Genomic DNA, 25694 nt, shown 5'->3' with positions numbered 1-25694 from the left:
ACAGTCCACCCCGGTGCCGTCGTCGCGCACCGGGGCGGCAGACGCCACGCGACCTGCTTACGGTCGAGGCCGTTCACCGGTCGCGCAGTCTGACTCGGGCCGAGGTCGCGGCCTTGGCAAAACAGCGTGCTGCCGAATCGCTTCCGACGCCGACTCATGCCGGCAATTCATGAAGCCCGGTGCAAGCCGAAATGTCCTGGCTCGACGGTCTGGCCGCAAGCTGGCGGCGGCCCGAACTCCCGGCCGCCGCCACACGCCACCATCCGTCACCCGACAATAACCTGCTGCCCGGGAGCGATCTCGCCCGGATTGCTCGCCAGATTCCGGTTGAGCTGCAGGATCTCGTTGAGCGCGGCGTTGATCCGCTGACCGTCCGACATCCGCTGCTGTTCGTCGGCCGGCACGTGCGCGGCGGCAAGCAGCAATCCTTCGTGACGCTCGGCGATCGTCCACAACGAATCGCCCGCGGCCACATTCACCGTCAGCGGCGTGGCGCCTGGCGAACTCGACGGAGGCTGTGCCGGTTGCGGCGGCGTCGCGGACGCGTTCGGCTGAACCGGCGCCGTCGTCGCACCCGGTGACGGTGCAAGCGACGCGCCCGGCGTCGGTGTCCCGGCGTTCGAACCCAGGTGATTCGTCGATGAGCCGGGCGGCTTGTGTTTATCGTCCGACGCCGTCGCCGAGGTAATCAGATTGATCCCTTGCATGACGCCGAAGATCGCCACCGGCGCCAGCGCGATCCCGGTCGGCAAGCGCTCCAGCCAGGGCGTCGCGTTCGGGAAATGCGAATGCAGACGCCCGGCGCCGAGCAGCACGCCGGACATCGTCATCAGCGTGCCAGTGTACGGTTCGCCCGACATCGCAGTATGGAAGCCGCTTGCGATGCTCATGGCCGAGGTCAGGTAATCGCCGGTCGCACTCACGGTACGCGCCAGTTGGCTGCGGTTTTCGGCATTCACGCCGCGCAGGCTGCCCTTGTAAACGATGCCGGTATAGACGGCACTGAATATCCCGCCCACGGCCTGCCCGCCGGCCAGCCAGTCTCCTTTCGCGTACGCCTTGGCCACGTTCATCGTGATCGAGCCGGCGTAACCGCCCAGCGCAAGCACGCGGCCGACCCGCCCGACCGAGTGTCGCGGGCTGCCGTGGTGCAGCAGCTTCAGCGACGTCCCGCCAACCACGCCCTGCATCTGCGCGAGCATGTCGGCGGCGATCGCCTTCGTATGCGTCACCGTGTCGTCGAACGACAGTTGCCCGTCGTCGTTGAGCGCACGAAGCTGCGCAGCCTTTGCCTTGCCCTCGTGCGCAATCTGCTCCAGTTGCGCGCCGCGCCCCGCGACGTCGAAGCCGTTCACCTTCAGTTGCGTCTGCAGCCCGCGCACGAGCCGGTCGACCACCCGGTCGAACACGCGCGGATCGCCGTTCTTCAGGCTGGCGACCGCACCATGATGCAGCGCCTGGAACACGCGGCCGACCCGCAGCCCCGCGTACAGGGAATTCGTCGCGGTGCGCACCGACTCCCCGCCGACCTTGACGAGCGCGACGGCCCCGGCGCCGGTGGTCAATGAGGCCACCCCGACGTCGCCGATCATCCGCAGCGGCGACGGCGGCGGCCGGTTGGTGCCGATCGGCTCGTCGTGCACCCGCAGCGCATGCAGTTCCGCCTGTGCGCGCTTCTCGTCGGGAATATCGACCTTAGCGAGTTGGGCGGCGTCCCGACGGCTCGCGCCGATCGGCTTCGTGCCGTCGTTGATCAGCGCGGGATCGCGTACGACCGCACACCAGTGGTCGAGCGGGTCCGCCGCGGCCGGCCGCGCGCTGGTGGTCACCCGGTCGGGCACGCTGCTGCCGTATTTCGCCAGCCAGCGCCCGCCGAACGTGCGCGCGCCCTCGTCCGTCGTGTTGCGCGGCTTGTTGCCGTCGGCCTCCCACTGCGGCGTCGCGTGCTCGATCGTCGCCTTGCGCGCCTGGTTCAGCCACACGGTCGTGTTGCCTTCGTAGAGTTTCTGGCGCAGCGCCGCGACGTCGGCGGGCGTCATCCCGTGCGCGGCGCCGATCCGCTCGACCTCCGCGAACAGCAGCTGATGCTGGTTCGCCAGCGTCTTCCGGTCGACGCGCTCGAACACGCGCGTCAGCGCATCGGCGCCGTGCAGGCGGTCGATCACCTCGGGCCGGTTGCGGTTTTCGACGATCAGCTTCGCGAGCGCGCCGGTGAGATCCTGGTTGCCGATGAAGTCGGCGCCGTGCGTACCGTACGACAGCCCCATGTGCACCCACTCGAGCCCCTTGCGCTCGAGCACCGCGCGCAACAGCTTCTCGTGTCCCGCGCCCGGCACCGATTCCGGCACCGCGTCCCAGCCGTGGAACGTGACCATCACGTTCGGCGCCGTCGTGCCGGGATGCGCATTCGACCAGCGTTCCAGCGCCGTGAAGAGCCGCACGTAGTCGTGATACGTGTCGTTGGTGCCCGACTGGAACCGGTAGTCGGCACCGGACACGAGCGCGCGCGACGGCGCGGTCTCGAGCCGGATCGCGAAACCCGTGCGCGCCGCCTCGTCGAGCCAGCGATGCAGATGCGCGAGATCGTCGAGCGCGAGCGCCTTCCCGTCCGAACCGGGCGCGGGATGAATCATCCCGTTCTCGCCGTCGAACACCGCGCGCTTCTGGTCGCCGAGCGCCTGCACCGCGCGCAGGAAATCCGGATCGTGCGCCTTGCCGAGCGCCGCCGCGAGCGAATGCGGATCGATCACGAGCGTAACCACCGGCATCACGCCGCCGTACCGCTCGACGAGTGCGCCCATCAACGCCGGATCGTCGCTCAGCGAGAACGAACGCGCCGTCGGTACCATCCGATCCTGCAACTGCGGGTCCGAGCGCGTGAAGAATTGCCGGATCCGCTTGTCGGCGACCGTCGCCGCGCCGACGCGGCGCGTGTGCGGGCGCAGCTTGCCGTGAACGGGCAGGAAGCGCGACGCCGACGTCGACACGTCGCGCCCGATAAACAGCTTGTTGAGCAGCGTCCGCCACATGCCCGCGTCGACCATCACGGCCTGCGGGTCGCCCTTCAGCACGAGATTCACGTTGCCGGCCCGCTGCGCCTGTTTGTTGAAGGCCTCGATCTGCTCGTGCGTCGCGAAATAGTCCTCGGGCTTCGCCGCGCCGTTGCGCAGGCTGAACTCGACGACCGTGGCCGACGACAACCCGGGCTGGTACGGTTCGATCGACAGCGGCGCGGGTGCGGCGCCGTTGCGCCGCAAGCGCCGCAATTCGCCGAGCACCTCGTTGTAGCCGTGCTGCGTGCGGGCCGCGAGCGCGCGGAACGGCGCCGAATGCCGGCCGCGCGCCTGCGCGTCGGCGAGTTGCTCGCGAAGCGCTTTCGCACGCGCTTCGAGCGCCGCGACGCGCGTCGGCCGCGCGCTCTTCAGGAATTCGCCCGGCCGCAACTGCGTGAGCAGGAAATGCACGTCCGCGCCGAAGCGATCGGTGCCGATCGGCATTTCGTCGAGCGGGACGCCATCCTTGTTCTTGTTGTTCGCATGCCGGATCTCGTCGAACCAGCGCATCTCGCCGTTGCGCGCCGCGATCACGCCGAGCGGATTGCCGAGCGCCTCGGCCACCGCCCCGTCCGTCCTGAACACGTAGATCACGTGACGCTCGCCGTTCAGCGAACCGTTCCGGATCGCGGTCAACAGGTGCGGCACGCCGTTGCCGCTGAAGTCGACCGCGTTGAGCGCGGACTCGTCCGACGGCAACAGATGCGGATCGACCGGCGGCCGCGCTGCCGCGTTCGCGTTTCCGCCCTGCTCGGCGCGCGCCAGCGGCTTGCGGACCGGCACGATCGACTGGAACATGTCGCCGGCCGAGCGGAGCGGCTTCTTGTCGGCGGCAGCGGCCTCCTTCGCCGGCCGGAAACCGCCGATGCGATCGACGATCTCGGGCTTGACGTCGCTGACCACGAACCGGATGCCGCGCCGCGGCGAGCGGAGGACCGGAATGCCGCCCCTGCGCCGCCGCCGGAACACCGTACGCAGATCCTGCTCGGGAATCTCGGTATCGCCGAGCGGCGCCTTCTCGTAGTACTTCCATTCGTGGTTCGTGTTGCGCTGCGCGTAGCCGAGCACCTTGCCGGTCTCGTCCTCGACCACGTGAATCCAGCGGTGCTCCCCTTCGACCGCGCGCACGGCCTGGCGCGGCCGCTTGAAGCCCGGTGCGTCGTGCAGCTTCGACACGTCGGCGGCAAGCGCGGGATCGATCGTCCGGCCCGACGCGGTCACGGACCACGACGACTTGCCGTCCGGCGTCTCGATCTTCGACGGGCCGCCGAGCTGCATCAGTTCGTCGTGTGCCACCGGCGACACGTAGAAATCGTACTGGCGGCGTGCGTTGCGTCCGGTGCTGCCGGTTTTCTCGAGCGCCTTGTGAATCGCTTGCGGCACGCGTTTGCCGTCCAGCATCCGCACCGGGCCGAGCACGCCATTCGCGTCGGTTTCGAGCACCGCGACGAACGCCGGCTCCGCGTGTTCGGTATTGCTCGCGGGCTGCGCGGCATGCTTCGTGACCAGCACGTGCGCGTTGGGGCCGAGCTGGCGCGCCAGCCCGTCGAGCGTCGGTGCGCGCCGGCCGTCGACGCGCGTGAGCGTGCGCCGGCCGACGCTGTCGAGCCATGCGGCGGCGCGCGCCTGCGGATCGGCCGTTTCGGCCACCGCGGCGCCCTGGGGTACGGCAGGCGCACCCGCATGACCGGAGACGGCGGCGGGCGTCGCCGCGCCTGACGGGTCGCCGGCGGCGCCCGCGAGGCGGCCGGCGGCCGGGCCCGCCGGTCCGAGCGTCGGCCATGTCGGGCTGCCGTCGGCCGCGCCGACCGCGCGCGTTCCGCCGGCATGCACGGCCGAATAGCCTTCCGGCAATCCGGAACGATCGACGCCGACGAGCCGGTACGACACGTCGCCGGTGGCCGCGTCGCGGGTTCGCACGACATACATGTCGACGCCGGCCGGCTTGAACAGCTCGCCGCCGGGCGTGGTGACGCGCAGCGCGCGGGCCGGATCGTGGCCGAGCGCCGACAACAGCACGACGTCGGCCGGCGCGGCGGCCCCGACGGCGGCCAGGTTCGCGGCCGCGTTGGCCGCGACGCGTTCCTGCGCCGTCAGGTCGCCCTGTGCGAATGCGGTTTCGTCCGGCAGCGCATCGGCCGGCACGTACGCGTAATTGCGCGGCCCGGCATGCGCCGCATCGAGCGCCTGCCCGAGATCGTCGTGCGCGACCACCCGCGTACCTTCCGGCAACGCGCGCTGTCCATCGGGCGTCGCGCGGTCCTGCGCGTGCGTTGCCGCCGCCTTGGCGTCGGGCACCGTGCCGCTGAACCGGAACCAGCCTTCCTCGGGGTCCAGCGCGCCGAAATCGGTGCCGCTGCCGAGCACGATGCTGCCATCGCGCGTCACGAATTCGACGCGCAGGTTCGTCAGGCCGGCTTCGTCGAACGCCTGCATCACGCCGTCGATCACGCGGGTCGGCTGGGGCTCGTCGAGGAAATAGCTCGGCCAGTGCTGGCTCACCGTGCCGCCGGCGCGCGTGACGCGCGCGGCGTCGCCGATCACGCCCGGCCGCTCGGTCAGCGCGCTGCGGAACGGATGATCGAGCGTGACCGATTCGAACGTGGCGTCCGGAATCGCGGTGAAGTCGTAGCCGGGATCGGAAAACGTCGGATCGGGCACGCGCGGCACCGTCGGCCGCGCCGGCGCCTCGCGCATCGGCCGGGCCGCCGTGGGCGCGGTGGCCGGCGACGGCTCCGCGCCCGGCGCGGCGGGGAGTGCCGGGCGTCCCGCGCGCGCCGGGTCGCCGCGGAAGCTCTGCATCGCCAGGCGATCCTTGTCGACCTGACCGGTCAGTCGCGTCCCGCGCACGGCGGTCGAACCGTCAGGCTCGACGAGCAGGATGTCCGGCGGCGCCCAGACCGTTGTCGGCCGCCCCGTGATCTCGGACAGACGCTGCGCGAGCGCGGCGGCGAACGTCGTGCTCGCGGCTCGCACCTGACCGGGCGCGACGCGCAACGGATCGTGCTTGTTCGAACCGCCGAAGCACGAATACAGCGTCACGTCCTGCTCCGGTTCGAGATGCGGCGCGACGCGCTCGGCCACCTCGTCCGGCGTGAGCGGCCGGCCTTCGGGGCCCAGCATCGCGTCGGCCGACATCCCGTGTCCGAACACCACGTGATGGCCGGGCGGCGACATCAGCCCGCGCGCGCCGATCGCATGCAGCGGGTCGCCGGACGGCATCAGCAGCGTATCGGCCGGGCGCAGGAATTCGGGATGCTGTGTCGCGTCGACGCCGGTCACGTCGTCGAATCCCGTCTGCAGCACCGACTGGCCGTGAACCGTCGTCGTGACAACGCCGTCGTTGACGATCTTGCGATCCGTATAGACGCGGCTGTTCTTCGGATAAGTTTTCTGCGGGATGCCCGACAGGCCGTCGTCGGCCTCGTCCGCTGCAGCCTGCTCGGTGCGCGCGGCCCATTCGTCCGCCGTGAAGATCTGCCCGGGCCCGACCTCGACCAGCGGGGTCGGCACATAAACGGGCGGCTCGCCCGCGTCCGGTTCGGCCGCGAGACGCGGATGCGCGGGCCCGCGCGGCGTCGGACCAGGCGCGGGCCGCCCGGCCTCCTCCGGCGTGCCGGCGTTGCCGCGCCGCCCGCTGTCCGCTTCCGGATCGATCTGCGCTTCGATCGGGCGCACCGGTTCGACCGGCGCGTCGCCGTGCGCGGCCGCGCCCGGCACCGGCTCGCCCCGCCGCGCGAACACCATCGGCGGTTCGCTCGCATCGGGCGTCTCCGGGATATGCAGGTAGAGCCGCGTCGACACGTCGGGATCGTGCGCCGGCACGACGATGTCGTCGCTGTTCGGATGCAGGTACAGCGCACCGGTGCCGCGCACCGAGTTGGATGCAATCGACGCGATCACGGGCACCTGCAGCTCGTACGCGAGTTCCTGCGCGAACGGGTAGCCGCCGGAGCCGAGATAGCAGCCCGTCAGCAGCACGCCGTTGCCTTCGGTATAGGCGGGATCCTCGAGCAGCTTGCGCGCGAATTCCCTCGGCGACATCCGGTTGCCGCCTTGCGTGACGGCGGTCGAGCTGTCCCAGCTCACGTCGCGCGGCGTCGTGCCGTGCGATTCGGCGATGTCGAAGCCCGACACCTTCAGGAATTGCCGCGCGGTCGCGTGACCGAGCAGGTTCACGACGCTCGAGCCCGGCACGGGCCGCAGTTCCAGCGGATTGACGCGAACCGGCTGCGCGCGGCCCGGCGAGAACTTGCCGTTCACGTCGGGTTCGATCTGGAAGCGCGCGAGCCGGCGGCCCGGATTGGGGATCGCGCGCCGCCACCCGGCCGCGTCGTTGTCGCCGAGCCGTCCGAACACCGGTGCCTGGATCAGGTCCGCGAATTCCTGCAGCAACGCGGGATCGGCGCCGCTGTGCGGCCCTTCCAGCGCGACCGGCACGCCCGGCGTGTAGCCTTTCCACGCCAGTTCCTCCAGCGCGTGCGTCATCTCGAGCGCGCTGGCCGAGCGGCCGCTGCGCGGATTGACGATCGATCCGCGCTTCGTCAGCACGCGCCACACGTACACGCCGAGAGGCACGCGCGCTTCGCCCGTCGTGTCGCTGCCGCCCCAGCGATTCGACACCGGGCGCAGCGCCACGTTGCTCCAGTTGACCGGATGCGCACCCTGGTCGATGACCGCCAGCGCCGGCGAGAAACGGTAGGTGCGCGGCGCATGCTGCACCGAATGGTCGGGTACGCCGGCGAGATCGGGCGCACCGGGCTCCAGCACGATGCCGCTCGTATAGCCCGAGTCGGGGTTGCCGTCGCTGCGATAGCGCGGCGAACGCCACGCGACGAAGCCGCTCGCGCCGTAGACATCGACCCCCAGCACGTTCGCGAGCAGTTGCGCGAGCGGGCTCACCCGCGTGCCCGCCCCGCACGCATAGAGGATCACCGGCGATTTGCCGTCCCAACCGCTCTGGCGCACCATCTCGGCCAGGCCTTCGACGCTGAGCGCCTTGCCGGCCGGGTTCGCGAACGCATCGGCCCACGCATGTGCATACACGGCGAAGTAGCCGGGCGGCACCGGCATCAACGGCCGCTCGCCGGGCGGCAGCCGGTTCTCGGGCTGGCTCGGATTGTTCGAATAGACCGCGAGATCGGCCTCGCGGCGCGGATACGCGGCCCACTGCGTTTCGTTCATGCCGAACAGCGCGTTGATCACGTCGACGCGTCGGCCGTTCTCGCTGCGGATCAGCGGCTTGCTCGGATCGAACCCGCGCGGGTACACGACGCGCAGCGTGCGATCGTACGTGTCGTTCATCGACAGCATCAGCGCATTGCCGGCATCGTTGAGCCCGACCCGACCGACGACCGCTTCGGGCGGCACCGTGCCGTCCGCGGCGAGCGCATTGCGATCGACCAGCGCGACCTGGTAGCGGCCCGCTGCCACCCCGTCGCGCGCGACCATCATCGCGTCGTGGTACGACGCATAACGCGTCACGCCGATCGTGCCGTCCTTGTCGGATGCAGCCGCCGCGCGTGCCGCCGCATCGTCGCCCGCGGCTGCTCGCCTCTCGTCCGCCTTCGCCGCGCTCAAGTCGTCCGGCAGGTTGCCCTTTTCGGTCGCGGGCAGCCCGTCTTCCGCAGGGTTACGCGCATTGCCTTCGGGATCCTCCACCGCGTACACGTAGTACTCGATGTCCTCGAGACGGTTGCCGCTCTCGAGGATCGGCCCGATCACGTTGCTCAGCATCTCCGGATCGGCCGCGATATGCGCGGGAACCTCCCACGACGCAGGGTGCCCGGCCGTTGTCGGCGCACCGGCTTCGGCCGGCGACGCCTCATCGCCGGCCAACGCGCGGGCAATCGCCGGCGTCGCTGCGCCGTCGATCGATTCGCCGTCGGGCGCCAGCCGCAACCGGATCGCGTCGCCGTCTTCCGGCGTGCCCTGCGTGCGGCGCGCCCGCAGCCACGCGGAGAATCTCGCGCGCAGCCCCGCGTCGGCCGGCGAGACCGGCTCGCCGTCGCCGGCGGGTTCGCCGAAACTGCGCGCCTGTTGTTCCGCGTGCTGCCACGGGTTGCCGATCTCGCCCACCGCGAGACGCTGGTTCGCCAGCCCGTTGCCGAGCATCGTGTTCACGACGTCGATCGTGATCGGCCGCGGCGTCGACGGCGGCACGGGCGTCTTCGTGATCGCGCGAATCGGCCGCTCCATCAGCGTGTGCGAGCCGAGGCCCATCTGCGCGACGCCGATCCCGAGGTTCAGCAACTGCTGCGCGCGATCGGAATCGGACATCGCGTCCCAGTTCTTCACCAGCGACACGCCTTGGTCGAGCATCTGGTAACCGCCGATCGCGCCGCCGGTCACGTTGAACACCGCCGCCGTGCGGCCGGTCGTCTGCGCGAGCGACTGGAACGCGTTGGCCTCCTGCGTGAAACGGCCGAGACCGGCGGCCTCGGCCGTGACGCCCTCGCCGCGCGATGCGAACGTGATGATGTCGGACACCTGCCCCGTCGTGCGCAGCAGCGACGACGCTTCCGCGAGCGACTTCGCCGCCACGCCGAGCCCGCCACCCGCGAAGCCGGCGCCGCTGCCGATCAGGCTGATCCAGTCGCCGCGCGCCTGCGCATTGCCGAAGCCGGTCGACTGGCCGTGATCGCTCAGGTTCTTCAGGTCGCCGATGGCGGCCGGCACGCCGACCGCCATCCCTACGCCGACCGTCGTCCACGCGGCGCCGAGCAGTGCGCCGCCGACCGGCGCGCCGATGCCGCTCGCCACCAGCACGACGCCGCCGGCCGCCGCGAGAATGCCCGCGCCCATCTCGAGAATGTGTTCGGCGTGCTGGTACCACTCCGTCTTGTGCGCGTCGATCGGTTCGTATTGCGAGAAATCGCCGGATCCGGAACCTTGCGTCAGGCTCTTCGGCACATACAGCTTGCCGTCGTCGGACAGCGCATTGTTGTGCTGGTAGTCGTCGACGGTGTCGTACTTCCAGCCGCGATCGTCGATCAGTTTGTACTGGTCCGGATGCCCCTCGACCTGCACCTTGAACAGCGCGCTCGGCGCGGCGCCCGTCCCCTTCGACACGTAGTAGATCGGCACCAGCGACACGACCGCGTGATCGCCGCCGACTTTCCGGATCTGGTCGACGACGGCCTGGATCATCTGCGTCGCGGCCGAATTCTTCGCGTACAGCGACTGGCCGTTCACCGCCGTGCCGTTCGACAACTGTCCGTTGCTGACGATCATCTGTTCGAGCAGCGCCATCGACGGCACGTCGTTCGCGTCGGTCGGCACCGCGCCCGGGTTGTCGGGCTGCATCCCGAGCCCCGCGCCGACGAAGTTCGTGAGCTGGTCGGAACCGACCGTGAACGTCCGGGACTGGCCGTCGAAGTTCTTCTGGAAATCGTTGAAATACGCCTGCAGCTGCTTGTCCGGATCGGCCTTGAACAGGTTGTAGCTGGCCGTTGCGGCTTGCGTGTTCCGATCGCTTTGCGCGTGTTCGGCGCCTTGCTGGTAACGCAGCTGGAAGTCGTTCGCGAAGCCCGAGCGGAACCGGTCGTCGCCCTGCATCTTCGACAGCAGCGCCTTCGACAGCGACGGATCGACGCCCGACGAAAGCGCCTGGCGCACGCTGTCGAAACCGTATCCCGCGTCGCTGCCGCGCAGCGTGTAGATCATCGTCTTCGCGTTGCCGTTGGCGTCGAGCAGCCAGCTCGCGACGTCGTTCTCGCGCTGCACGGGCACGCCGCTCGCGGTCGGCTGCTGGTCGGCCAGCCCGACCGCCTTGCTGAGCCCCTTGTAGAAGTCGATGCCGTCGCCGTAAGGCTGCGGCGTGCCCGTGTTCGACTGCGTCCACTTGTTGCTGAAATCCTTCTCGACGGTGTCGAGCACGACGCCCGCGAATTCGGGCGGCGCATTGGCGAGGATGTCCTGCATCCATTTGCCGGCCTTGTCGGCGTTCATCCTGCCGTCGTAACGCGCCTGCATGCTCGCCTGGTCGGTCGCCTTCGAATCGGGCTTCTGCATCAGCGGATCGATCTGCGAATGGATGAAGTTCGCGTCGAAATGCGGCTGGCCGGCCTGGGTCCACAGCGTCTGGCGCTCGTCCAGCGAGAACGATGCGTCCATGTTGGTCTTCAGCACCTGGAGCGCGGCGCCGGGATTGCTGCCCGGGTTCTGCATCAACTGGTCGACCTGCTGCTTCGTGTACTGCAGCCGCACGTCGGGCGCCGCCGCGAGCAGCAGCTTCATCTGCTGGTAACCCGGCGAATTCTGGTCGACGTGCGCCATCGCGTACTGGAATACGCCCTGCTGGTCGATCTGATCCTTCAGCGCCTTGGCCGCGGTCGGATCCTTCACGTCGGCCGGGTTCACCTCGACGCCCGTCAGCTTGACGAATGCCTCGGCGAGCGGATTCTGCCGGGCGAGCGCCTTTTCCTGCGTCGACAGCTTCGGGTCGTTCGGATCGACGGTCTGGCCCGTGTCCTGCAACAGCGCAAAGGTGACCGGATCGGACTGCGCGAGCTGCTTCATCTGCGGCGACAGCGACGGATCGTCGGGATTGATCGTCGCGATCGTGCGTTTGAGCTGGCTTTGCTCGCCGAATACGTCGACGAGGCCGGTGTACCACATGCCGTCGTGGTTCTGCTTCACGGACGCGACGGTCTGTTTCTGCTCGTCGGGCGTCACGTAGGTCAACGCGCTGTCGTCGCCGCCCGTCACCACCTTGTCGTACTGGCTCTGCGCCTGCGACATTGCCTGCGTGATGTCGGCCTCGTCGGCGCGGCGCAACCCGCCCGGCTCCTTCTGCCACGCCGCGTAATCGGCCTTCGCGTCGTTCAGGCGCAGCGTCGCGGCCGACGTGCTGTATTCATGCCGCAATGCGGTCGTCAGCGCCGTGTAGGCGGTGTCGCAGTTCGCGTCGGCCGTGCTGGCCGTCTGACGCAACTGCGCACCGGTCTCGGGGTCGGCGCGCCGGATGCCGCCCGGCAACGCGTTGTACTGCTTCACGTCGGCATTCGCGTCCTGGTCCTGCTGCACCGCCTGTGCGAACTGGAATGCTTTCTCGTTGGTCGCCCGCTGGGGCGCCGATTCCGCGGTGACTGCCTTCTGCGCGTCGTCGAGAACTTCGCCGAGCACCGGATCCTTCGGCGATGCGTTGCGCAGATCCGATGCGACGCCCGCGATCGCCTTGTTCGTGTCGCCGCCGCCGTCCGCGGCGACGCGCATCTGGTTCTCGACGGCCGCCTGCACCGCGCCCCACGCGGTTTCGGCCTTCTTGACCTGGTTGTCGAGGTCGGCTTGCGATGCGCCCTGGTCGTTCAGGCGCTTGAGCGTCGCCATCTCCGCCTGCGCCAGCTGGAGCAGGCGCTGCGTCTCGGCCTGCGCCGCGGCGAGGGCCTTCTGTTCGGGTGTCTGGGCCGGAGGGGCGCCGGTGGCGCCGTTGTTGTTCGTCCCGTTGTTGTTCGTCGGGTTGTTGTCGTTCTGTGGCTGCGGCACGTCCACCGGCGCACCCCCGCCCCCTCCCACTGCCATCAACACCATGTGCGTTCTCCCGCGGCATGCGTGACGTACCGGGCAAGCGGCAGGCCGCCACGCGCAATGGTCCATTGTGCCGAACCGATAGCGCGCAAAAAGTCGCGAATTACGTAGTCGCCGGCCCGGTTACGCCGGCACCGGGAAACCTGTGCTACGAATGTGACGCGGGCAACGGCCGTTGTTTTCCGATGCCGGCCCGGTGCCGCTTGAACGGTAAATTTTCCCGTTGCCTCCGGCCGTGCCGTCCATCCATACTCATCGGTCAGGCTAAAACCGCGGCGGTCGCGGCACTGCCTTGACGTTCTTCGCCGTTTCCGGGTGGCTTGAACGACAAACGACAACACGCCATCGAAAGCGACCTTCGCGATGCACTACCACCCCGATGACCTCAGCCGGCTGTTCCTGAACGTGCCCACGCTGCTGCTGAACCGCCCTGCGCCGGCCGAACGATTCCTCGCTGCCGCCGTCGATACCGGCGTCGAGCTCGGGCATGTGCTGCGCGACTACCCGCAGGTCCGCTACCAGCCGCTCGACTTCCACTACCTTTGCCAGCAAAGCCTGTCCGTGCTGGACGACGCGCTGCTCGCCGACCTGACTCACGACCTGAACCACGGATGGCGCGGCGCGCACTGGGCTGCGCTGCTGATCGCGTTGTCGGGCGACGCACGCTACCTGCCGCACCTCGACGACGTCAGGCGCCATCGCGGTGCCGGGTGGTCGGCCGAGCTTGCCGAAGCCGCGTCGGGGCCCGATGCGGCGGTGTCGGCATTCCGTTGCTGCCCATCGATCGTGCGCTTGCGCAATCAGCTTGCTGCGTTGCCGCGCGTCGTCGTTCGCCTGAGACCCTGCCCGTCGCCGGAAGCAATCGAAGCCAAAGCGATCGCCGTTCGTGCCGCGTATCGAAGCCGCGGCGTCGAAACTGCGCTGCCGATTGCTCGCCGTTAATCGTTCGACCGTCGATCGCGCGCCGACGGCTTGAACCGCTCGGTACCGCACTGAAACTGAAAAGCGTCGCCGACGCCGCGACGCACGCCCTCCTGCGCCACACGCTCCCCGCTCCCGACTGAATCCCCGACGCCGACACCGACGCGCCGCGATTCTGCTCGATTCCGCAGAGGACCTTTCCTGTGCAACGCCTTAATCGACCGTCGCACGATCTCCAATAATGGCCGCTCGATCCGTCGGCCGGCACGCCGACGCGACCCGCCGGCCGCCGTGCCGGGCAAACGATAAAAACTCCTATGCATTCCTACCAGATGAACAAGCATGCCAGCGCGCGCGTCGCGGGGACCGTCGTTGCCGCATGCCTGACCGGCTTCGTGCCGGGCGTCGCGCACGCACAGAGCAGCGTGACGCTGTACGGCCTGATCGACACGTCGATCACCTACTCGACCAACCAGCGCACGCAGGGCGCCGGCTCGCCCGGCAGCGGCAGCGTCGCGATGACGAGCGGCGCGCTGAACGCGTCGCGCTGGGGGCTGCGCGGCCGCGAAGATCTCGGTGGCGGCATGGCCGCGGTCTTCACGCTCGAAAACGGCTTCTCGGGCACCACCGGCAAGCTGTCGCAGAAAGGCGTCGACCTGTTCGGCCGCCAGGCGTGGATCGGCGTGAGCTCGAAGACGGCCGGCACGCTGACGTTCGGCCGCCAGTACGACCTGATCCTCGACTTCGTGACGCCGCTCGGCGCGTCCGGGCCCGGCTGGGGCGGCAACCTCGCGGTCCATCCATACGACAACGACGATTCGAACCGCAACCTGCGCATCAACAACGCGGTGAAATACACGAGCCCGACGTACCGCGGGCTGACGTTCGGCGCGATGTTCGGTTTCTCGAACGCGGCCGGCCAGTTCGCCAACAACGCGGCATGGAGCGCGGGGCTGTCGTATGCGAACGGGCCGCTGAAGCTCGGCGCCGGTTACCTGAAAATCAGCCGCGACCGCAATTCGCCGAACCCGGACGGCGCGCTGAGCACGGTCGACGGTTCGGCGACGATCACCGGCGGCAACCAGCAGATCTGGGCCGCGGCCGGCCGTTATGCATTCGGGCCGCATTCGATCGGCGCCGCCTGGTCGCACTCGACCACCGACGGCGTGACGGGCGTGCTCCAGGGCGGCAATATCGCGCCGCTGAAGGGCGAATCGCTCGTGTTCGACAACTTCACGGTCGACGGGCGCTACTTCGTCACGCGTGCATTGAGCGTCGCCGCCGCATACACGTACACGATGGGCCGCTTCGACACGCGCACGGGCCAGACGCGCCCGAAATGGAACCAGGTCGTCGCGCAAGCCGACTATGCACTGTCGAAGCGCACGGACGCGTATCTCGAAGGCGTCTACCAGAGCGTGAGCGGCGGCAACGGCAATCCCGCGTTCAACGCGACCGTCTGGACGCTGACGCCTTCGGCGAGCAGCAACCAGGTTGTCGTCGCACTGGGACTGCGGCACAAGTTCTGACGACGCGGCGCTTCGCCGCTGTGTCGACTGCGTACGGCACGCGTTTCAAGCCCCGCCCGATCGTCGTGACCCGCGCTGAACAGGCCGCGCCCGTGCGCGGCCTGTTCGCGGTGGCATCGCGTGCCGCGCGCCGCCGGCGGGAGCAAGAATGCCTCCCGGACTGTCGTGTCTGCGCAAAGAAATGCGGAGAAACTGGTCACGTTTTGACATTTTTCCTAATCTATTTGCAGCGACGCCGTGATTCGGCGTTCCGGTCGCAATACGCTTTCATATGGCGCACCACCGGCTTACGAACATGCATCACGTCGACGAAGCCGGACCTTTCGCGCCGTTGCGGCCGGATACGGACGTGCAGATCGCACGCACCACGCTTTCAATGCAGTCAACCGCTGGAGAGGAACAATGAGCAAAACGAACCGATTTGCGGTCCTGGCAGCCCTTGCACTGCTGGCCGGTTGCCATCACGCGGCGAAAACCCCCGAGAATGCCGGCATGGCGCCGACGCCCTCGAGCGAAGCCGTCGCAACGGTGACCGCCGACGATCTCAACAATCCGAACAGCCCGCTCGCGAAGCGCAGCATCTATTTCGATTTCGACGCGTACACCGTGAAGCCCGAATACCAGTCGCTGCTGCAGGCGCATGCCGACTACCTGCGCAGCCATCCGTCGCGGCGTGTGCTGATCCAGGGCAACACCGACGAACGCGGCACGTCCGAATACAACCTCGCGCTCGGCCAACGCCGTTCGCAAGCCGTGTTCAGCGCACTTGAAACGCTCGGCGTGCCGGGCACGCAACTCGAAGCGGTCAGCCTCGGCAAGGAAAAGCCGGTCGCGCTCGGCCACGACGAGGATTCGTGGGCGCAGAACCGCCGCGCCGATCTCGTCTATCGTTGACCGGACGCCGCCGCGACGGCGGCATCCTCGCAAAGGAAAGCATGGCGGGCCGCTGGCCGCGGTCGAGCGGTGCCATTCGGCGCGTCGGGTTCATCCGCGCCATCGGTCACGCACCCGATGCGCGGCGCGGCGCGCTCAACGCCGGCGTCCGAGCCGACGATGCAGCCAGTGCGACATCACGGCCGACGTCACGATCGCATCGAGCGTGGCGATCGCGTTGATGTCGCCGACCTTGTCGGCATTCATCAGATACGCGCAGAGCAGCACGTAACCGGTCATCGCACCGCCGCCCACGATCATTCCCAGCAACACGAACCAGCGCCGCCGGATGCGCGTGCCGATCGCGCCCATGATGCCGCCAGCGACCGTCGCGGGCAGGAAATAACCGAACAGGAACGACGCGAAGAAGATCATCGGCACCATGCTGGCGCTGACTTTCAGCACGTGCCATGACGGGCCGTCGATCAACGACCACGCGATCAGCATCACGAGCGGCCAGACGAGCGCCGCGACCAGCGGGCCGCCCACGGCAAACGACATGCAGCCGAGCACGATGGGACGGGACGGATGCGACGGTTCGCGCGGCGGGCGCTCGAGGGTGGCACTCATGGTTTTCGTATTCGGAATCGGAATGGCGGCGTGCCGGAGTGTACCAAGGCGCCGCGCGGCGGATCCGATCCGGCCCCATCGTGCGCGACGATACGCAAAAAGCATGGAATAAGCGGTCCGCCCGATCCGTTTCTTCATCGCGCAGACGCGCGGTTCACGCGAACCGGCCTGTCCTGCGGCCTGCGCGCTGCAAGGAGATCGCAATGAAATCGGCAACGTTGGCCGCGGCGCTGATCGCGGCACTGGTGCTTGTCCTGTCGGCGGGATGTACGCAGTCGGGCAGCGGCACTTCGCAAGGACCGGGCATGAGCCGGTACGGCGGCGGTTCGGGAGGCAGCGGAGGCGGTGGCGGTGGCGGAGGTGGCGGCTACTGAAGCACCGCCGCAAAAAGTCGGGCGACGCATCGCGCGCGATCACCGGAAACCGGCTGCATCGCGCGCGACGCCCCGCCCTGCGGCACGACTTGGACTTAACGCATGGCCTTCACGTCGGCCGGCGTGACGCTCGCGGGCTGGCCGCCCCACGTCGCGCGCAGGTAGTTCGCGAGCTGGGCGAGTTCGTCGTCGCTCAGCGTGTGCGCGAAACCCGGCATCGGCTGCAGGTTTTCGAAGCCGGCAAACTTCTGCTCGTCGATGCCGTCGAGCATCGCGACCAGCAGGTTGCGCGGATCGCCCTGGCGCACCGTCGAGTTGCCGTTCATCGGCACCGCAACGTGCGGCTTGCCTTCGCCGTTGAAGCCGTGACAGCTCGCGCACACTGCGAGATACACCGAGCGGCCGGCCGCGAGCTGTGCGGCGTCGGCCGTCTGCTTGCGTTTGCATGCCGTCGCATCGGCTTTGCCCTGCATCGACAGCAACCGACGGGCAAGCGCGCCCCACGCATCGCGGCCGGTCTCCGGTCGGCCGCCGCACATCGTTCCGTTCGCAACGATGCTGCCGCGGCGCCGTCGAATGCGCAAGCCTTTTGCAGGCGTGGTTGACGACTGGCGGCCGGCGCGATGTCCGGTGCTGGCGGACTGCCACCGGCGATGCGCCCGGGCCCCCGCGCCGCCTGTGTTTCATGGTAATGTCGTGCGCATCCGGCTTGCCGGTGCTTCCGCCATGTGCCGTGCGGGCGCCGCCAGCCATCGCAATATCGTGTCGAGGTCAACGACCATGGCAGTCAGGGCATCTCTCCTGAACTCCGTTCTCGCCACTCCCCCCTCCGGCAACCACCGTGTCACGGCGGCGCTGCGTCCGTCGATGCTCGTCACGCTGTTCGAGGATATTCGCCCGATGGCGATGTCCGGGCTCGCGAGCGGCTTCGTCGCGGCCGTCGCGCTGATCCGGCTGCAGCAACTCTGGTGTCTCGTGTGGCTCATCGCCGACATCAGCCTGCTCGCCGCCCGGCTCGCGATCGCGCGTGCCTACACGGTGCGCCGCGACGCCGGCGACGATCGCGCCGAATACTGGGCGATGCACTATGCGCCCGTGTCGCTCGCGGCGTGCTTCGTGCTCGGCCTCGGCGTGATGGGCTGCGTGCAAGCGACCGACGTCGAACTCGGCACGCTGTCGGTGATGGTCGCGGGCGGCGTGTTCGGCGGAATCGCGTCGCGCAATTCGGCGTTGCCGCGGCTCGCGATGACGCAGGTCACGCTCGGCGTGCTGCCGATCGGCGTCGGTGCGCTGCTGGCCCACCGGTCGGGCGCGTGGCTGCTGCTGCCGCCGCTCGCGATCTATCTCGCGGCCATGCGCACCGTCGTCCAGCGCCACTACCGCGTGCTCGTCGCGCTGATCGCTGCGCGCCAGCGCAACGCCGAACTCGTCGCACGCTTCGACGCCGCCCTCACCTATATGCCACACGGCCTGTGCATGATCGACGGCGACAGCCGCGTGACCGTCGCGAACCGGCGCACCGCGCAACTGTTCGGCTCGCCGCGCGAGATCATGCTCGACACGCCGCTGCCCGACGTCGTCGCGGCGCTCGGCGCGAATGCGGTGACCGATGCCGGCGGCGCCGGGCTCGTCGCGCAGTGCGACGGCTGGTTGAACCGCGACGAACCGGAGCCGTTCGAGATCGTGCTCGCCGACGGCCGCCAGCTCGAACTGACGCGCCACCGCGTGCCCGACGGCAACGCGGTGATCATCGTCGAGGACGTCACAGCGCGCCGCCAGACCGAGCAGCACATCCGGCATCTCGCGCGGCACGACGCGCTGACCGGTTTGCCGAACCGCCACGAACTGCATGCCGGGCTCAAGCGGATGCTCGCGCGCCGGCCGCGCCTGCCGAACCCTGCGCTCGCCGTCATGTATCTCGACCTCGACGGCTTCAAGGCGATCAACGACCGCTTCGGCCACCAGGCCGGCGACGAGGTGCTCATGCAGGTCGCCGAGCGGCTTGGCAAGACGCTGCCGCCCGGCGAGCTTGCGGCGCGCATCGGCGGCGATGAGTTCGTCGTCGCGATCGACGACACGACGATGCAAGCATGCTCGCTCCTCGCCGCGCGGATCATCCGGCAGATCTCGGCACCGTATACGCTGTCGATCGGCAAGATCGTCAGCCTCGGGATCAGCATCGGCATCGCACTCGACGACGGGCACGGCTCCCCCGACGAACTGATCCGCCGGGCCGACAGCGCGCTGTACGACGCGAAGTCGGCCGGCAAGGGCATCTACCGCTTCTATTCGAACGGCAGCCGCCGCGTGGCACCGGTCACCGCGAGCTGACCCGACGGCGCGCGCTCCGGTCGCGAATCCGCGTTTCCACCGCCGGCCGCATCCTCCCGACGATTCAATTCCGAAACGCTTTGCGTGTTCGCACGTGGCGCCGCACACGCGCGTGTCACGTGACGTGTTCCGTAACATCGGCGTTCGCCACCCGTCACATTGACCGCAGAAGCCTGCACGATCGATGCAGCGCAAGGCTTTTCAAGGCTGGCATTCTTATTGCTCCCTGACAGGGAAACAGGTTGTCAGGGAGACCCAGCATGAATACCGTCGAAGTCCTCAGCCGCAACGAAACGATCGACGAACAGGCCGTGATCGACGGCGCATCGCTGATCCGGCGGCTCGTTTCCGAGCGCCGCATGCCGGCCGCGCGTGAAGCCGCGTGCGTCGACAATCCGCCGCTGACGCTGTACGGCGCGTTTCGCCAGGGCGTTACCGATTACAGCGCGCGGCGTGCGAATCCGTATCGCGCCGGCAGCCGTTTCTGGGCACTGTGGGAAGAAGGTCGTATCGAAGCTGAAACATCGGGCCGCTGAGCCGGCCGCACGCGCCGACCCTGTCGCGACAAGGGATCGGCGCGAAACCGGCTGCACGCATGCAGCCGGCCCGCGCGCCGGCATGCGTTCACCGCTGCAACATCGCGCGCGGTTTCGCGTGTCGGCAAGCCGGCTCGATCATGCGCATCCACGCGCGTGCCGGTTGGCGGTTGACGGCGTTCGGCGTTGCGCGCTCCCCGCGCGCCGCGCGGCGGCCGTTTCCCGATAAGATGGCAGATTCCGTTCATCGAACGATGCCGCCATGACCGCCCCGTCCTCACAGCGAAACCCCATCCACTGCGAAATCGATCTCGACGCGCAAGGCAAGCACGCGGGCTACCTGCGGCTGCCGCATTCCGTGCACCGCTCGGCGTACGGCTGGCTGCCGATCCCGATCGCGTCGATCCGCAACGGCGACGGCCCGATCGCGCTCGTGATGGCCGGCAACCACGGCGACGAATACGAAGGCCAGATCATCGTGTCGCAGTTGATGCGCGAGATCGAGCCCGAGATGGTCAGCGGACAACTGATCCTGCTGCCGATGGCGAATTTCCCCGCGGCGGACGCGGGCCTGCGCGTGTCGCCGCTCGACGAGGGCAACCTGAACCGCAGCTTTCCGGGCGAGCCGACCGGCACGCCGACGCAGATGATTGCCCACTACATCGAGCATGTGCTGCTGTCGCGTGCGCAGTATCTGGTCGACCTGCATTCGGGCGGCAGCTCGCTGCTGTACCACGGCGGCAACATGCTCGCGATCGATCCGCTCGACGCCGACGAAGCCGCGAAGCTCAACGGGCTGCTGGTCGCGTTCGGCTTGCCGAATGCGCTGCTGCACGCGCCGAACCCCGTGCATTCGGCATCGGCCGCGCGCCGGCAAGGCGCGATCTCGATCGTGACCGAACTCGGCGGCGCGGGCATGGCCGATCCGTCGCTGATCCGGCTCGGCCGCCACGGGCTGCTGCACTACCTCGGCTATATCGGCCTGCTGCGCGGCGCGCTCGTGCCCGACGCGCCGCCGACCGTCACGCGCTTCATGCGCGTCGACGGCGACCGCCATTTCGTCTATGCGTACGAGCGCGGGCTGTATGAACCGCTCGTCGAACTCGGCGACCAGGTGAAGGCCGGACAGCCGGCCGCGTGGGTGCATTTCCCCGATACGCCGTTGCGCGAGCCGATGCTGCACCGGTTCAAGGGCGACGGCGAAGTGGTGTGCAAGCGCGTGCCCGCGCAGGTAAGGCGCGGCGATTGCCTGTTTCAGCTGGCGGAGTTGTCGGCGGCGCCGAGCATCGGCCAATGAGTCGAATCGTATCGCTGAGGAAACCACGAACATGAAATGTCCTGCCTGCGGTGCCGCGCAACTGATCCGTGACACACGTGACCTTCCATACACCTGCCAAGGTCACTCCACCGTCATCCCTCGCATCACCGGCGACTTCTGCCCTGCATGCGGGGAATCCGTGCTGAACCTCGAAAATGCAGGCCGCCTCGGCGAAGCGATGACACGGTTCGCAACACAGATACAAGGTCGGGTGACGTAGCCGCGCGTTATCCGTCGCCCAACATGCATCAAACGAGCGCTTCTGCACGGAGGAGCGCCCCATTCGGCTGACCCCACCCCACTCCCGCTGCAAGCCTTCTGACGCCCGCCGCGAAATCCTTATCGCAATTGCTTCGTTCGCCTTTGCCGGCCGCGCCGCTAACGTGTTCAAAACGGCGGCGGCCCGCCACATGCATCGCAGGATGCACACCGGCCGCCGTCATCACGACAACCGCGCCGCGATAACGGAACAGACCGGACGGGCCGCGTGCCCGAGCCCCGACAGGAACGTCCGCATCGCGCGCCCTTCGCGATGCCCATGGCCACGAACGACCGCCTCATCGACACGACGCCGCTCGACGTCCGCGCGCAACCGCTGATCGACGCGCTGATCGACGAGTATTCGACCCGTTACAACGCGTACCGCCCCGACAGCCGCGCGTCCGCGCGCGACGAACTCGCGCGCTACCCGGCCGAACTGTTCGCGCCGCCCGAAGGCGCCTTCGTGCTGCTGCTGCGCGACGGCGAAACGATCGGCGGCGGCGCGTTCAAGCGCTACGACGCGCAGACCGCCGAGCTCAAACGCATCTGGACGCGCACGGACCTGCGCCGTCAGGGCCTCGCGCGGCTGATCGTCGACGCGCTCGAACTGCGCGCCGCGCGGCAGGGCTACCGCCGCCTCTACCTGACCACCGGCTTTCGCCAGCCCGAAGCGTGGGCACTGTACGACCGCACCGGCTATACGCGGCTGTTCGATTCGTCGATCGACCCCGAGGCGTACTTCCACCTGCCGTTCGGCAAGGATCTCGCCGATCCGGCGCGCACGTCGACGCTCGCCGACCTGTGGGCGCCCGTGCCCGAACCGGTGTTGCCGCGCTGACTGCGCGACAGCCCCGCATTTCCCCGATTCCGCTTTCCACGACAGGACGTTTTCATGCAACGAGCCGTACCGCTTTCCTCCCGTGCCGTCCGCACGCTGGCCGCCGCGCTGATCGGCCTGACCGCGTTCGCCGCGGCCGCCGCGACGTTCGACCTGAGCCCCGAGCAGCGCGGCCGCCCGCGCGGCACAGTCGATGCGGCCGTCGAACGCGCGGTGCCCGCGTCGTTCAAGTTCGCCGAGCCCGGCACGCTGACCATCGGCATCGCGCCGAGCCTGCCGCCGATCAGCTCGTATGCGACCGACGCGCGCACGGTGATCGGCTTCGACGCCGACGTCGGCCAGCTCGTGTCCGACAGCCTCGGCCGCAAGCTGAAGATCGTCGCGCTCGCGTGGGCCGACTGGCCGCTCGCGCTCGAATCGGGGAAAGTCGACGCCGTGATCTCGAACGTGACCGTCACCGAGGAACGCAAGCAGAAGTTCGATTTCTCGTCGTACCGCCACGATCTGGTCGGCTTCTACGTGCGCAACGACAGCAAGATCCAGGCGATCCGCGAGCCGAAGGACGTCGCGGGGCTGCGCGTCGTGACCGACGCCGGCACCAACCAGGAAAAGATCCTGCTCGCGTGGGACCGCGAGAACGTCGCGCACGGGCTGAAGCCCGTGCAGATCCAGTACTACGACGATCAGGCGATGCGTATCGTCGCCGTGCAGTCGGGCCGCGCCGATGCCGTGTTCAGCGTGAACTCGGTGCTCGCGTACCAGAGCGCGCAGCAGGGCAAGACGCGGCTCGTCGGTGCGATCAGCGGCGGCTGGCCGCGCACGGCCGACATCGCGATCGCGACGCGCCGCGGCAGCGGGCTCGCCGATCCGCTGACCGTCGCGCTGAACGGGCTGATCAAGACCGGCCGCTACCGGCAGGTGCTCGACCGCTGGAACCTCGCGTCAGAAGCGATCGACCAGTCGCGCACGAATCCGCCGGGGCTGCCGAAGAGCTGAGTGCCGCGCCCGCTCCCCGTTCATCCACGTCTCACGCAGGAATGCCGCTCACCATGTCTTATTCGCTTTCGTTGCTGGACAAGAGTCCGATCGCCGACGGCGCGAACGCCGCCGACGCGCTGCGCTTCACCACGACGCTCGCGCAGCGCGCCGAACAGCTCGGCTACGAGCGCTTCTGGGTCGCCGAGCATCACGGCACGCCGGGCTTCGCGAGTTCGGCGCCGGAGCTCGTCGTCGCGCACCTGCTCGCGCACACGTCGCGCATCCGCGTCGGTTCGGGCGGCGTGATGCTGCAGCACTACAGCCCGTTCAAGGTCGCCGAGTCGTTCAAGCTGCTGGCCGCGCTCGCGCCGGGCCGCGTCGATCTCGGCATCGGCAAGGCGCCCGGCGGGCTGCCGCTGACCACGCGCGCGCTGCAGTGGTTCCACGACAAGACGCGCAAGCCCGACTTCGCGGGCCAGCTCGCGGAGCTCGACGCGTTTCTCGGCTGGGGCGTCGCCGAAGATCATCCGCTCGCCGGCGCGGTCGCGATGCCGGTGCCGCCGCAGCCGCCCGAACGCATCCTGCTCGGCGGCTCGCCGGACAGCGGCGCGCTCGCCGCCCGCCACGGCTGGCGCTTCTGCTACGCGGGGCATTTCAACGGCGACGACGCGAATCTCGAGCGCTCGCTCGACGCGTACCGCAGCGCGGGCGGCACGCGGCCGCTGGTCGCGCTGTACGCGGTGGCCGCACCGACGCGCAACGAGGCCGAGCAACTGATCGGGCCGCTGAAGATCTTCAAGCTGCAGTTCGCGGGCGGCCAGAGCTTCAACCTCGCCAGCGCGCAGGCGGCCGCCGAATTCGCGCGGCAAAGCGGCGCGTCCGACTACCGGATCGACGAGTTGCGCCCGACCGTGCTGGCCGATACGCCCGAGCGCGTGCACCGCGCGCTCGATGCGCTGAGCCGGCGGCTCGACGTCGACGCCTTCGTGATCGACTCGCCGGTGAGCGACTACGCGGCGCGGCTCGCGTCGGTCGAATGGCTCGGCGGCGCGCTGTCGGCAACACCACCGCATGCGGCCCTCGCCGCCGACCGCTCCCTCTCCCCTGACCAGAACGCGTGACGCTCCCATGACGACCCGACGATCGATCCCCTTCGGCCTGATGCTGCAAGGCGCAGGCAGCCACATGAACGCATGGCGGCACCCGAGCAACCCGCCGGACGCGAGCATCAACCTCGACTTCGCGATCGGCATCGCGCGCAAGGCGGAAGCTGCCGGCATTGCGTTCGCGTTCGTCGCGGACGGCCTCTACATCAACGAGAAGTCGATCCCGCACTTCCTGAACCGCTTCGAGCCGCTGACCGTGTTGTCGGCGCTCGCGGTCGCGACGAAGAAGATCGGGCTCGCGGGCACGATCTCGACGTCGTACAGCGAGCCGTTCACGGTCGCGCGCCAGCTCGCGTCGCTCGACGCGATCAGCGGCGGGCGCGCGGGCTGGAACGTCGTGACGACGCCGCTCGAAGGCACCGCGAAGAATTTCGGCAAGGCCCATCCCGATCACGAACTGCGTTACGAGATCGCCGACGAATACCTCGACGTCGTGCAGGGCCTGTGGGACAGCTGGGACGACGACGCATTCGTGCGCGACCGCGCGACCGGCCGCTTCTTCGATCGCGACAAACTCCATACGCTCGATCACCACGGCCGCTTCTTCCAGGTCGCGGGCCCGCTCAACATCCAGCGCTCGCCGCAGGGGCAGCCGGTGATCTTCCAGGCCGGCTCGTCCGACACCGGTATCGGGCTCGCGGGCAAGTACGCGGACGCGGTGTTCACGCATTCGCCGTCGCTCGACGAGACGGCCGCGTTCACGCGACGCGTGAAGCAGAGCGCGGTCGAGCACGGCCGCCATGCCGACGACGTGAAGATCTTCCCCGGCGTCGGGCCGATCGTCGGCCGCACGGCCGCCGAGGCCGAAGACAAATACCAGGCGATCCGCGACCTGCTGACGATCGACGAGGCGCTCGCGTATCTCGGCCGCTATTTCGATCACCACGATTTCACGCAATACGCGCTCGATGCGCCGTTCCCGGAACTCGGCGACCTCGGCCGCAACAGCTTCCGCTCGACCACCGACCGGATCAAGGCCGACGCGAAGAACAAGGGCCTGTCGCTGCGCGAGACGGCGCTCGCGGTCGCGACGCCGCGGCCGAACTTCATCGGCACGGCCGAGCATGTCGCCGACGAACTGATCCGCTGGCACGACGCGGGCGCCGGCGACGGTTTCATCCTCGGCTTTCCGGTGCAGGCGCAGGGTGTCGACGATTTCGTCGAACTCGTGATTCCGGCGCTCGAGGCGCGCGGCCGCTACAGCCGCGACCTGCCCGGCGCGACGCTGCGCGACCACCTCGGCCTGCCGCGCAAGGCGAGCCGCCACGCGGCGCCCGGCGCGGCGCAGGAAACGGCCGCCGACGCGCACGCCTGACCCACCGCGGCCCGGCCACGGGCCGCCGCGCCGCCCGTTCGCG

Annotated in this window: 13 protein-coding genes and 1 pseudogene; 11 read left to right on the top strand and 3 right to left on the bottom strand. The window is 68.9% G+C overall.

Annotation, left to right across the window (positions count from 1 at the left end; genetic code table 11):
- Positions 1 to 266 precede the first annotated feature (266 nt).
- The gene (locus tag JYG32_RS39465) at positions 267 to 12584 is read right to left on the bottom strand and encodes an LWXIA domain-containing protein (protein WP_213266685.1); all 12318 of its coding nucleotides are present in this window, start codon (positions 12582 to 12584) and stop codon (positions 267 to 269) included.
- A 360-nt stretch (positions 12585 to 12944) separates the two neighbouring features.
- On the opposite strand from JYG32_RS39465, the gene JYG32_RS20090 reads away from it, so the two are divergent.
- From JYG32_RS20090 to pal, 3 genes are all read left to right on the top strand, one after another.
- Positions 12945 to 13523: a hypothetical protein gene (locus JYG32_RS20090; protein ID WP_213266684.1), complete on the top strand. Its 579-nt coding sequence runs from the start codon at positions 12945 to 12947 to the stop codon at positions 13521 to 13523.
- 296 nt (positions 13524 to 13819) lie between these two features.
- Entirely contained in the window at positions 13820 to 15031 is a 1212-nt protein-coding gene (locus JYG32_RS20085) for a porin (protein ID WP_249744825.1), read from the top strand.
- Positions 15032 to 15433: 402 nt separating this feature from the next.
- Positions 15434 to 15925: a peptidoglycan-associated lipoprotein Pal gene (gene pal, locus JYG32_RS20080; RefSeq protein ID WP_174383196.1), complete on the top strand. Its 492-nt coding sequence runs from the start codon at positions 15434 to 15436 to the stop codon at positions 15923 to 15925.
- A 135-nt stretch (positions 15926 to 16060) separates the two neighbouring features.
- Here the strand turns inward: pal and JYG32_RS20075 are convergent, their stop codons facing one another.
- Both JYG32_RS20075 and JYG32_RS20070 read right to left on the bottom strand, forming a co-directional pair.
- Complete coding sequence (locus JYG32_RS20075) at positions 16061 to 16534, bottom strand: hypothetical protein (RefSeq protein WP_213266683.1); 474 nt, start codon at positions 16532 to 16534, stop codon at positions 16061 to 16063.
- A 469-nt stretch (positions 16535 to 17003) separates the two neighbouring features.
- A pseudogene (locus JYG32_RS20070) lies at positions 17004 to 17339 on the bottom strand (c-type cytochrome); the annotation flags it as partial.
- A 349-nt stretch (positions 17340 to 17688) separates the two neighbouring features.
- Here JYG32_RS20070 and JYG32_RS20065 point away from each other — a divergent pair.
- The 8 genes from JYG32_RS20065 to JYG32_RS20030 all read left to right on the top strand — a co-directional run bounded on the left by JYG32_RS20065 (position 17689) and on the right by JYG32_RS20030 (position 25651).
- On the top strand, positions 17689 to 19239 hold the full coding sequence (locus JYG32_RS20065; protein WP_213266682.1) for a sensor domain-containing diguanylate cyclase: 1551 nt from the start codon (positions 17689 to 17691) through the stop codon (positions 19237 to 19239).
- Positions 19240 to 19499: 260 nt separating this feature from the next.
- The gene (locus JYG32_RS20060; RefSeq protein WP_174383192.1) at positions 19500 to 19775 is read left to right on the top strand and encodes a hypothetical protein; all 276 of its coding nucleotides are present in this window, start codon (positions 19500 to 19502) and stop codon (positions 19773 to 19775) included.
- A 262-nt stretch (positions 19776 to 20037) separates the two neighbouring features.
- The gene (locus JYG32_RS20055; RefSeq protein ID WP_213266681.1) at positions 20038 to 21072 is read left to right on the top strand and encodes a succinylglutamate desuccinylase/aspartoacylase family protein; all 1035 of its coding nucleotides are present in this window, start codon (positions 20038 to 20040) and stop codon (positions 21070 to 21072) included.
- A 31-nt stretch (positions 21073 to 21103) separates the two neighbouring features.
- Positions 21104 to 21313, top strand: coding sequence for a type II toxin-antitoxin system MqsA family antitoxin (locus JYG32_RS20050; protein WP_174383190.1), 210 nt, complete (start codon positions 21104 to 21106; stop codon positions 21311 to 21313).
- Between the two features lie 318 nt (positions 21314 to 21631).
- Complete coding sequence (locus JYG32_RS20045; protein WP_213266680.1) at positions 21632 to 22192, top strand: GNAT family N-acetyltransferase; 561 nt, start codon at positions 21632 to 21634, stop codon at positions 22190 to 22192.
- A 54-nt stretch (positions 22193 to 22246) separates the two neighbouring features.
- The gene (locus JYG32_RS20040; protein ID WP_213266679.1) at positions 22247 to 23188 is read left to right on the top strand and encodes an ABC transporter substrate-binding protein; all 942 of its coding nucleotides are present in this window, start codon (positions 22247 to 22249) and stop codon (positions 23186 to 23188) included.
- 53 nt (positions 23189 to 23241) lie between these two features.
- Positions 23242 to 24291, top strand: coding sequence for an LLM class flavin-dependent oxidoreductase (locus JYG32_RS20035; RefSeq protein WP_213266678.1), 1050 nt, complete (start codon positions 23242 to 23244; stop codon positions 24289 to 24291).
- 7 nt (positions 24292 to 24298) lie between these two features.
- Positions 24299 to 25651 carry an LLM class flavin-dependent oxidoreductase gene (locus JYG32_RS20030; protein ID WP_213266677.1) on the top strand — a complete coding sequence of 451 codons (1353 nt, stop codon included), beginning with the start codon at positions 24299 to 24301 and terminating at the stop codon, positions 25649 to 25651.
- Positions 25652 to 25694 lie beyond the last annotated feature (43 nt).

Source organism: Burkholderia pyrrocinia (assembly GCF_018417535.1).
In the GTDB taxonomy this organism is placed as follows: domain Bacteria; phylum Pseudomonadota; class Gammaproteobacteria; order Burkholderiales; family Burkholderiaceae; genus Burkholderia; species Burkholderia pyrrocinia_E.
The sequence above is the reverse complement of the archived record's forward strand: the minus strand, read 5'-3'. Positions and strand labels throughout refer to the sequence as shown.

Excerpts from the sequence above, each read along its gene's own strand:
- JYG32_RS39465 (WP_213266685.1), bottom strand. The coding sequence starts at position 12,584 with ATGGTGTTGATGGCAGTGGGAGGGGGCGGGGGTGCGCCGGTGGACGTG.
- JYG32_RS20090 (WP_213266684.1), top strand. The coding sequence starts at position 12,945 with ATGCACTACCACCCCGATGACCTCAGCCGGCTGTTCCTGAACGTGCCC.
- JYG32_RS20085 (WP_249744825.1), top strand. The coding sequence starts at position 13,820 with ATGCATTCCTACCAGATGAACAAGCATGCCAGCGCGCGCGTCGCGGGG.
- pal (WP_174383196.1), top strand. The coding sequence starts at position 15,434 with ATGAGCAAAACGAACCGATTTGCGGTCCTGGCAGCCCTTGCACTGCTG.
- JYG32_RS20075 (WP_213266683.1), bottom strand. The coding sequence starts at position 16,534 with ATGAGTGCCACCCTCGAGCGCCCGCCGCGCGAACCGTCGCATCCGTCC.
- JYG32_RS20065 (WP_213266682.1), top strand. The coding sequence starts at position 17,689 with ATGGCAGTCAGGGCATCTCTCCTGAACTCCGTTCTCGCCACTCCCCCC.
- JYG32_RS20060 (WP_174383192.1), top strand. The coding sequence starts at position 19,500 with ATGAATACCGTCGAAGTCCTCAGCCGCAACGAAACGATCGACGAACAG.
- JYG32_RS20055 (WP_213266681.1), top strand. The coding sequence starts at position 20,038 with ATGACCGCCCCGTCCTCACAGCGAAACCCCATCCACTGCGAAATCGAT.
- JYG32_RS20050 (WP_174383190.1), top strand. The coding sequence starts at position 21,104 with ATGAAATGTCCTGCCTGCGGTGCCGCGCAACTGATCCGTGACACACGT.
- JYG32_RS20045 (WP_213266680.1), top strand. The coding sequence starts at position 21,632 with ATGGCCACGAACGACCGCCTCATCGACACGACGCCGCTCGACGTCCGC.
- JYG32_RS20040 (WP_213266679.1), top strand. The coding sequence starts at position 22,247 with ATGCAACGAGCCGTACCGCTTTCCTCCCGTGCCGTCCGCACGCTGGCC.
- JYG32_RS20035 (WP_213266678.1), top strand. The coding sequence starts at position 23,242 with ATGTCTTATTCGCTTTCGTTGCTGGACAAGAGTCCGATCGCCGACGGC.
- JYG32_RS20030 (WP_213266677.1), top strand. The coding sequence starts at position 24,299 with ATGACGACCCGACGATCGATCCCCTTCGGCCTGATGCTGCAAGGCGCA.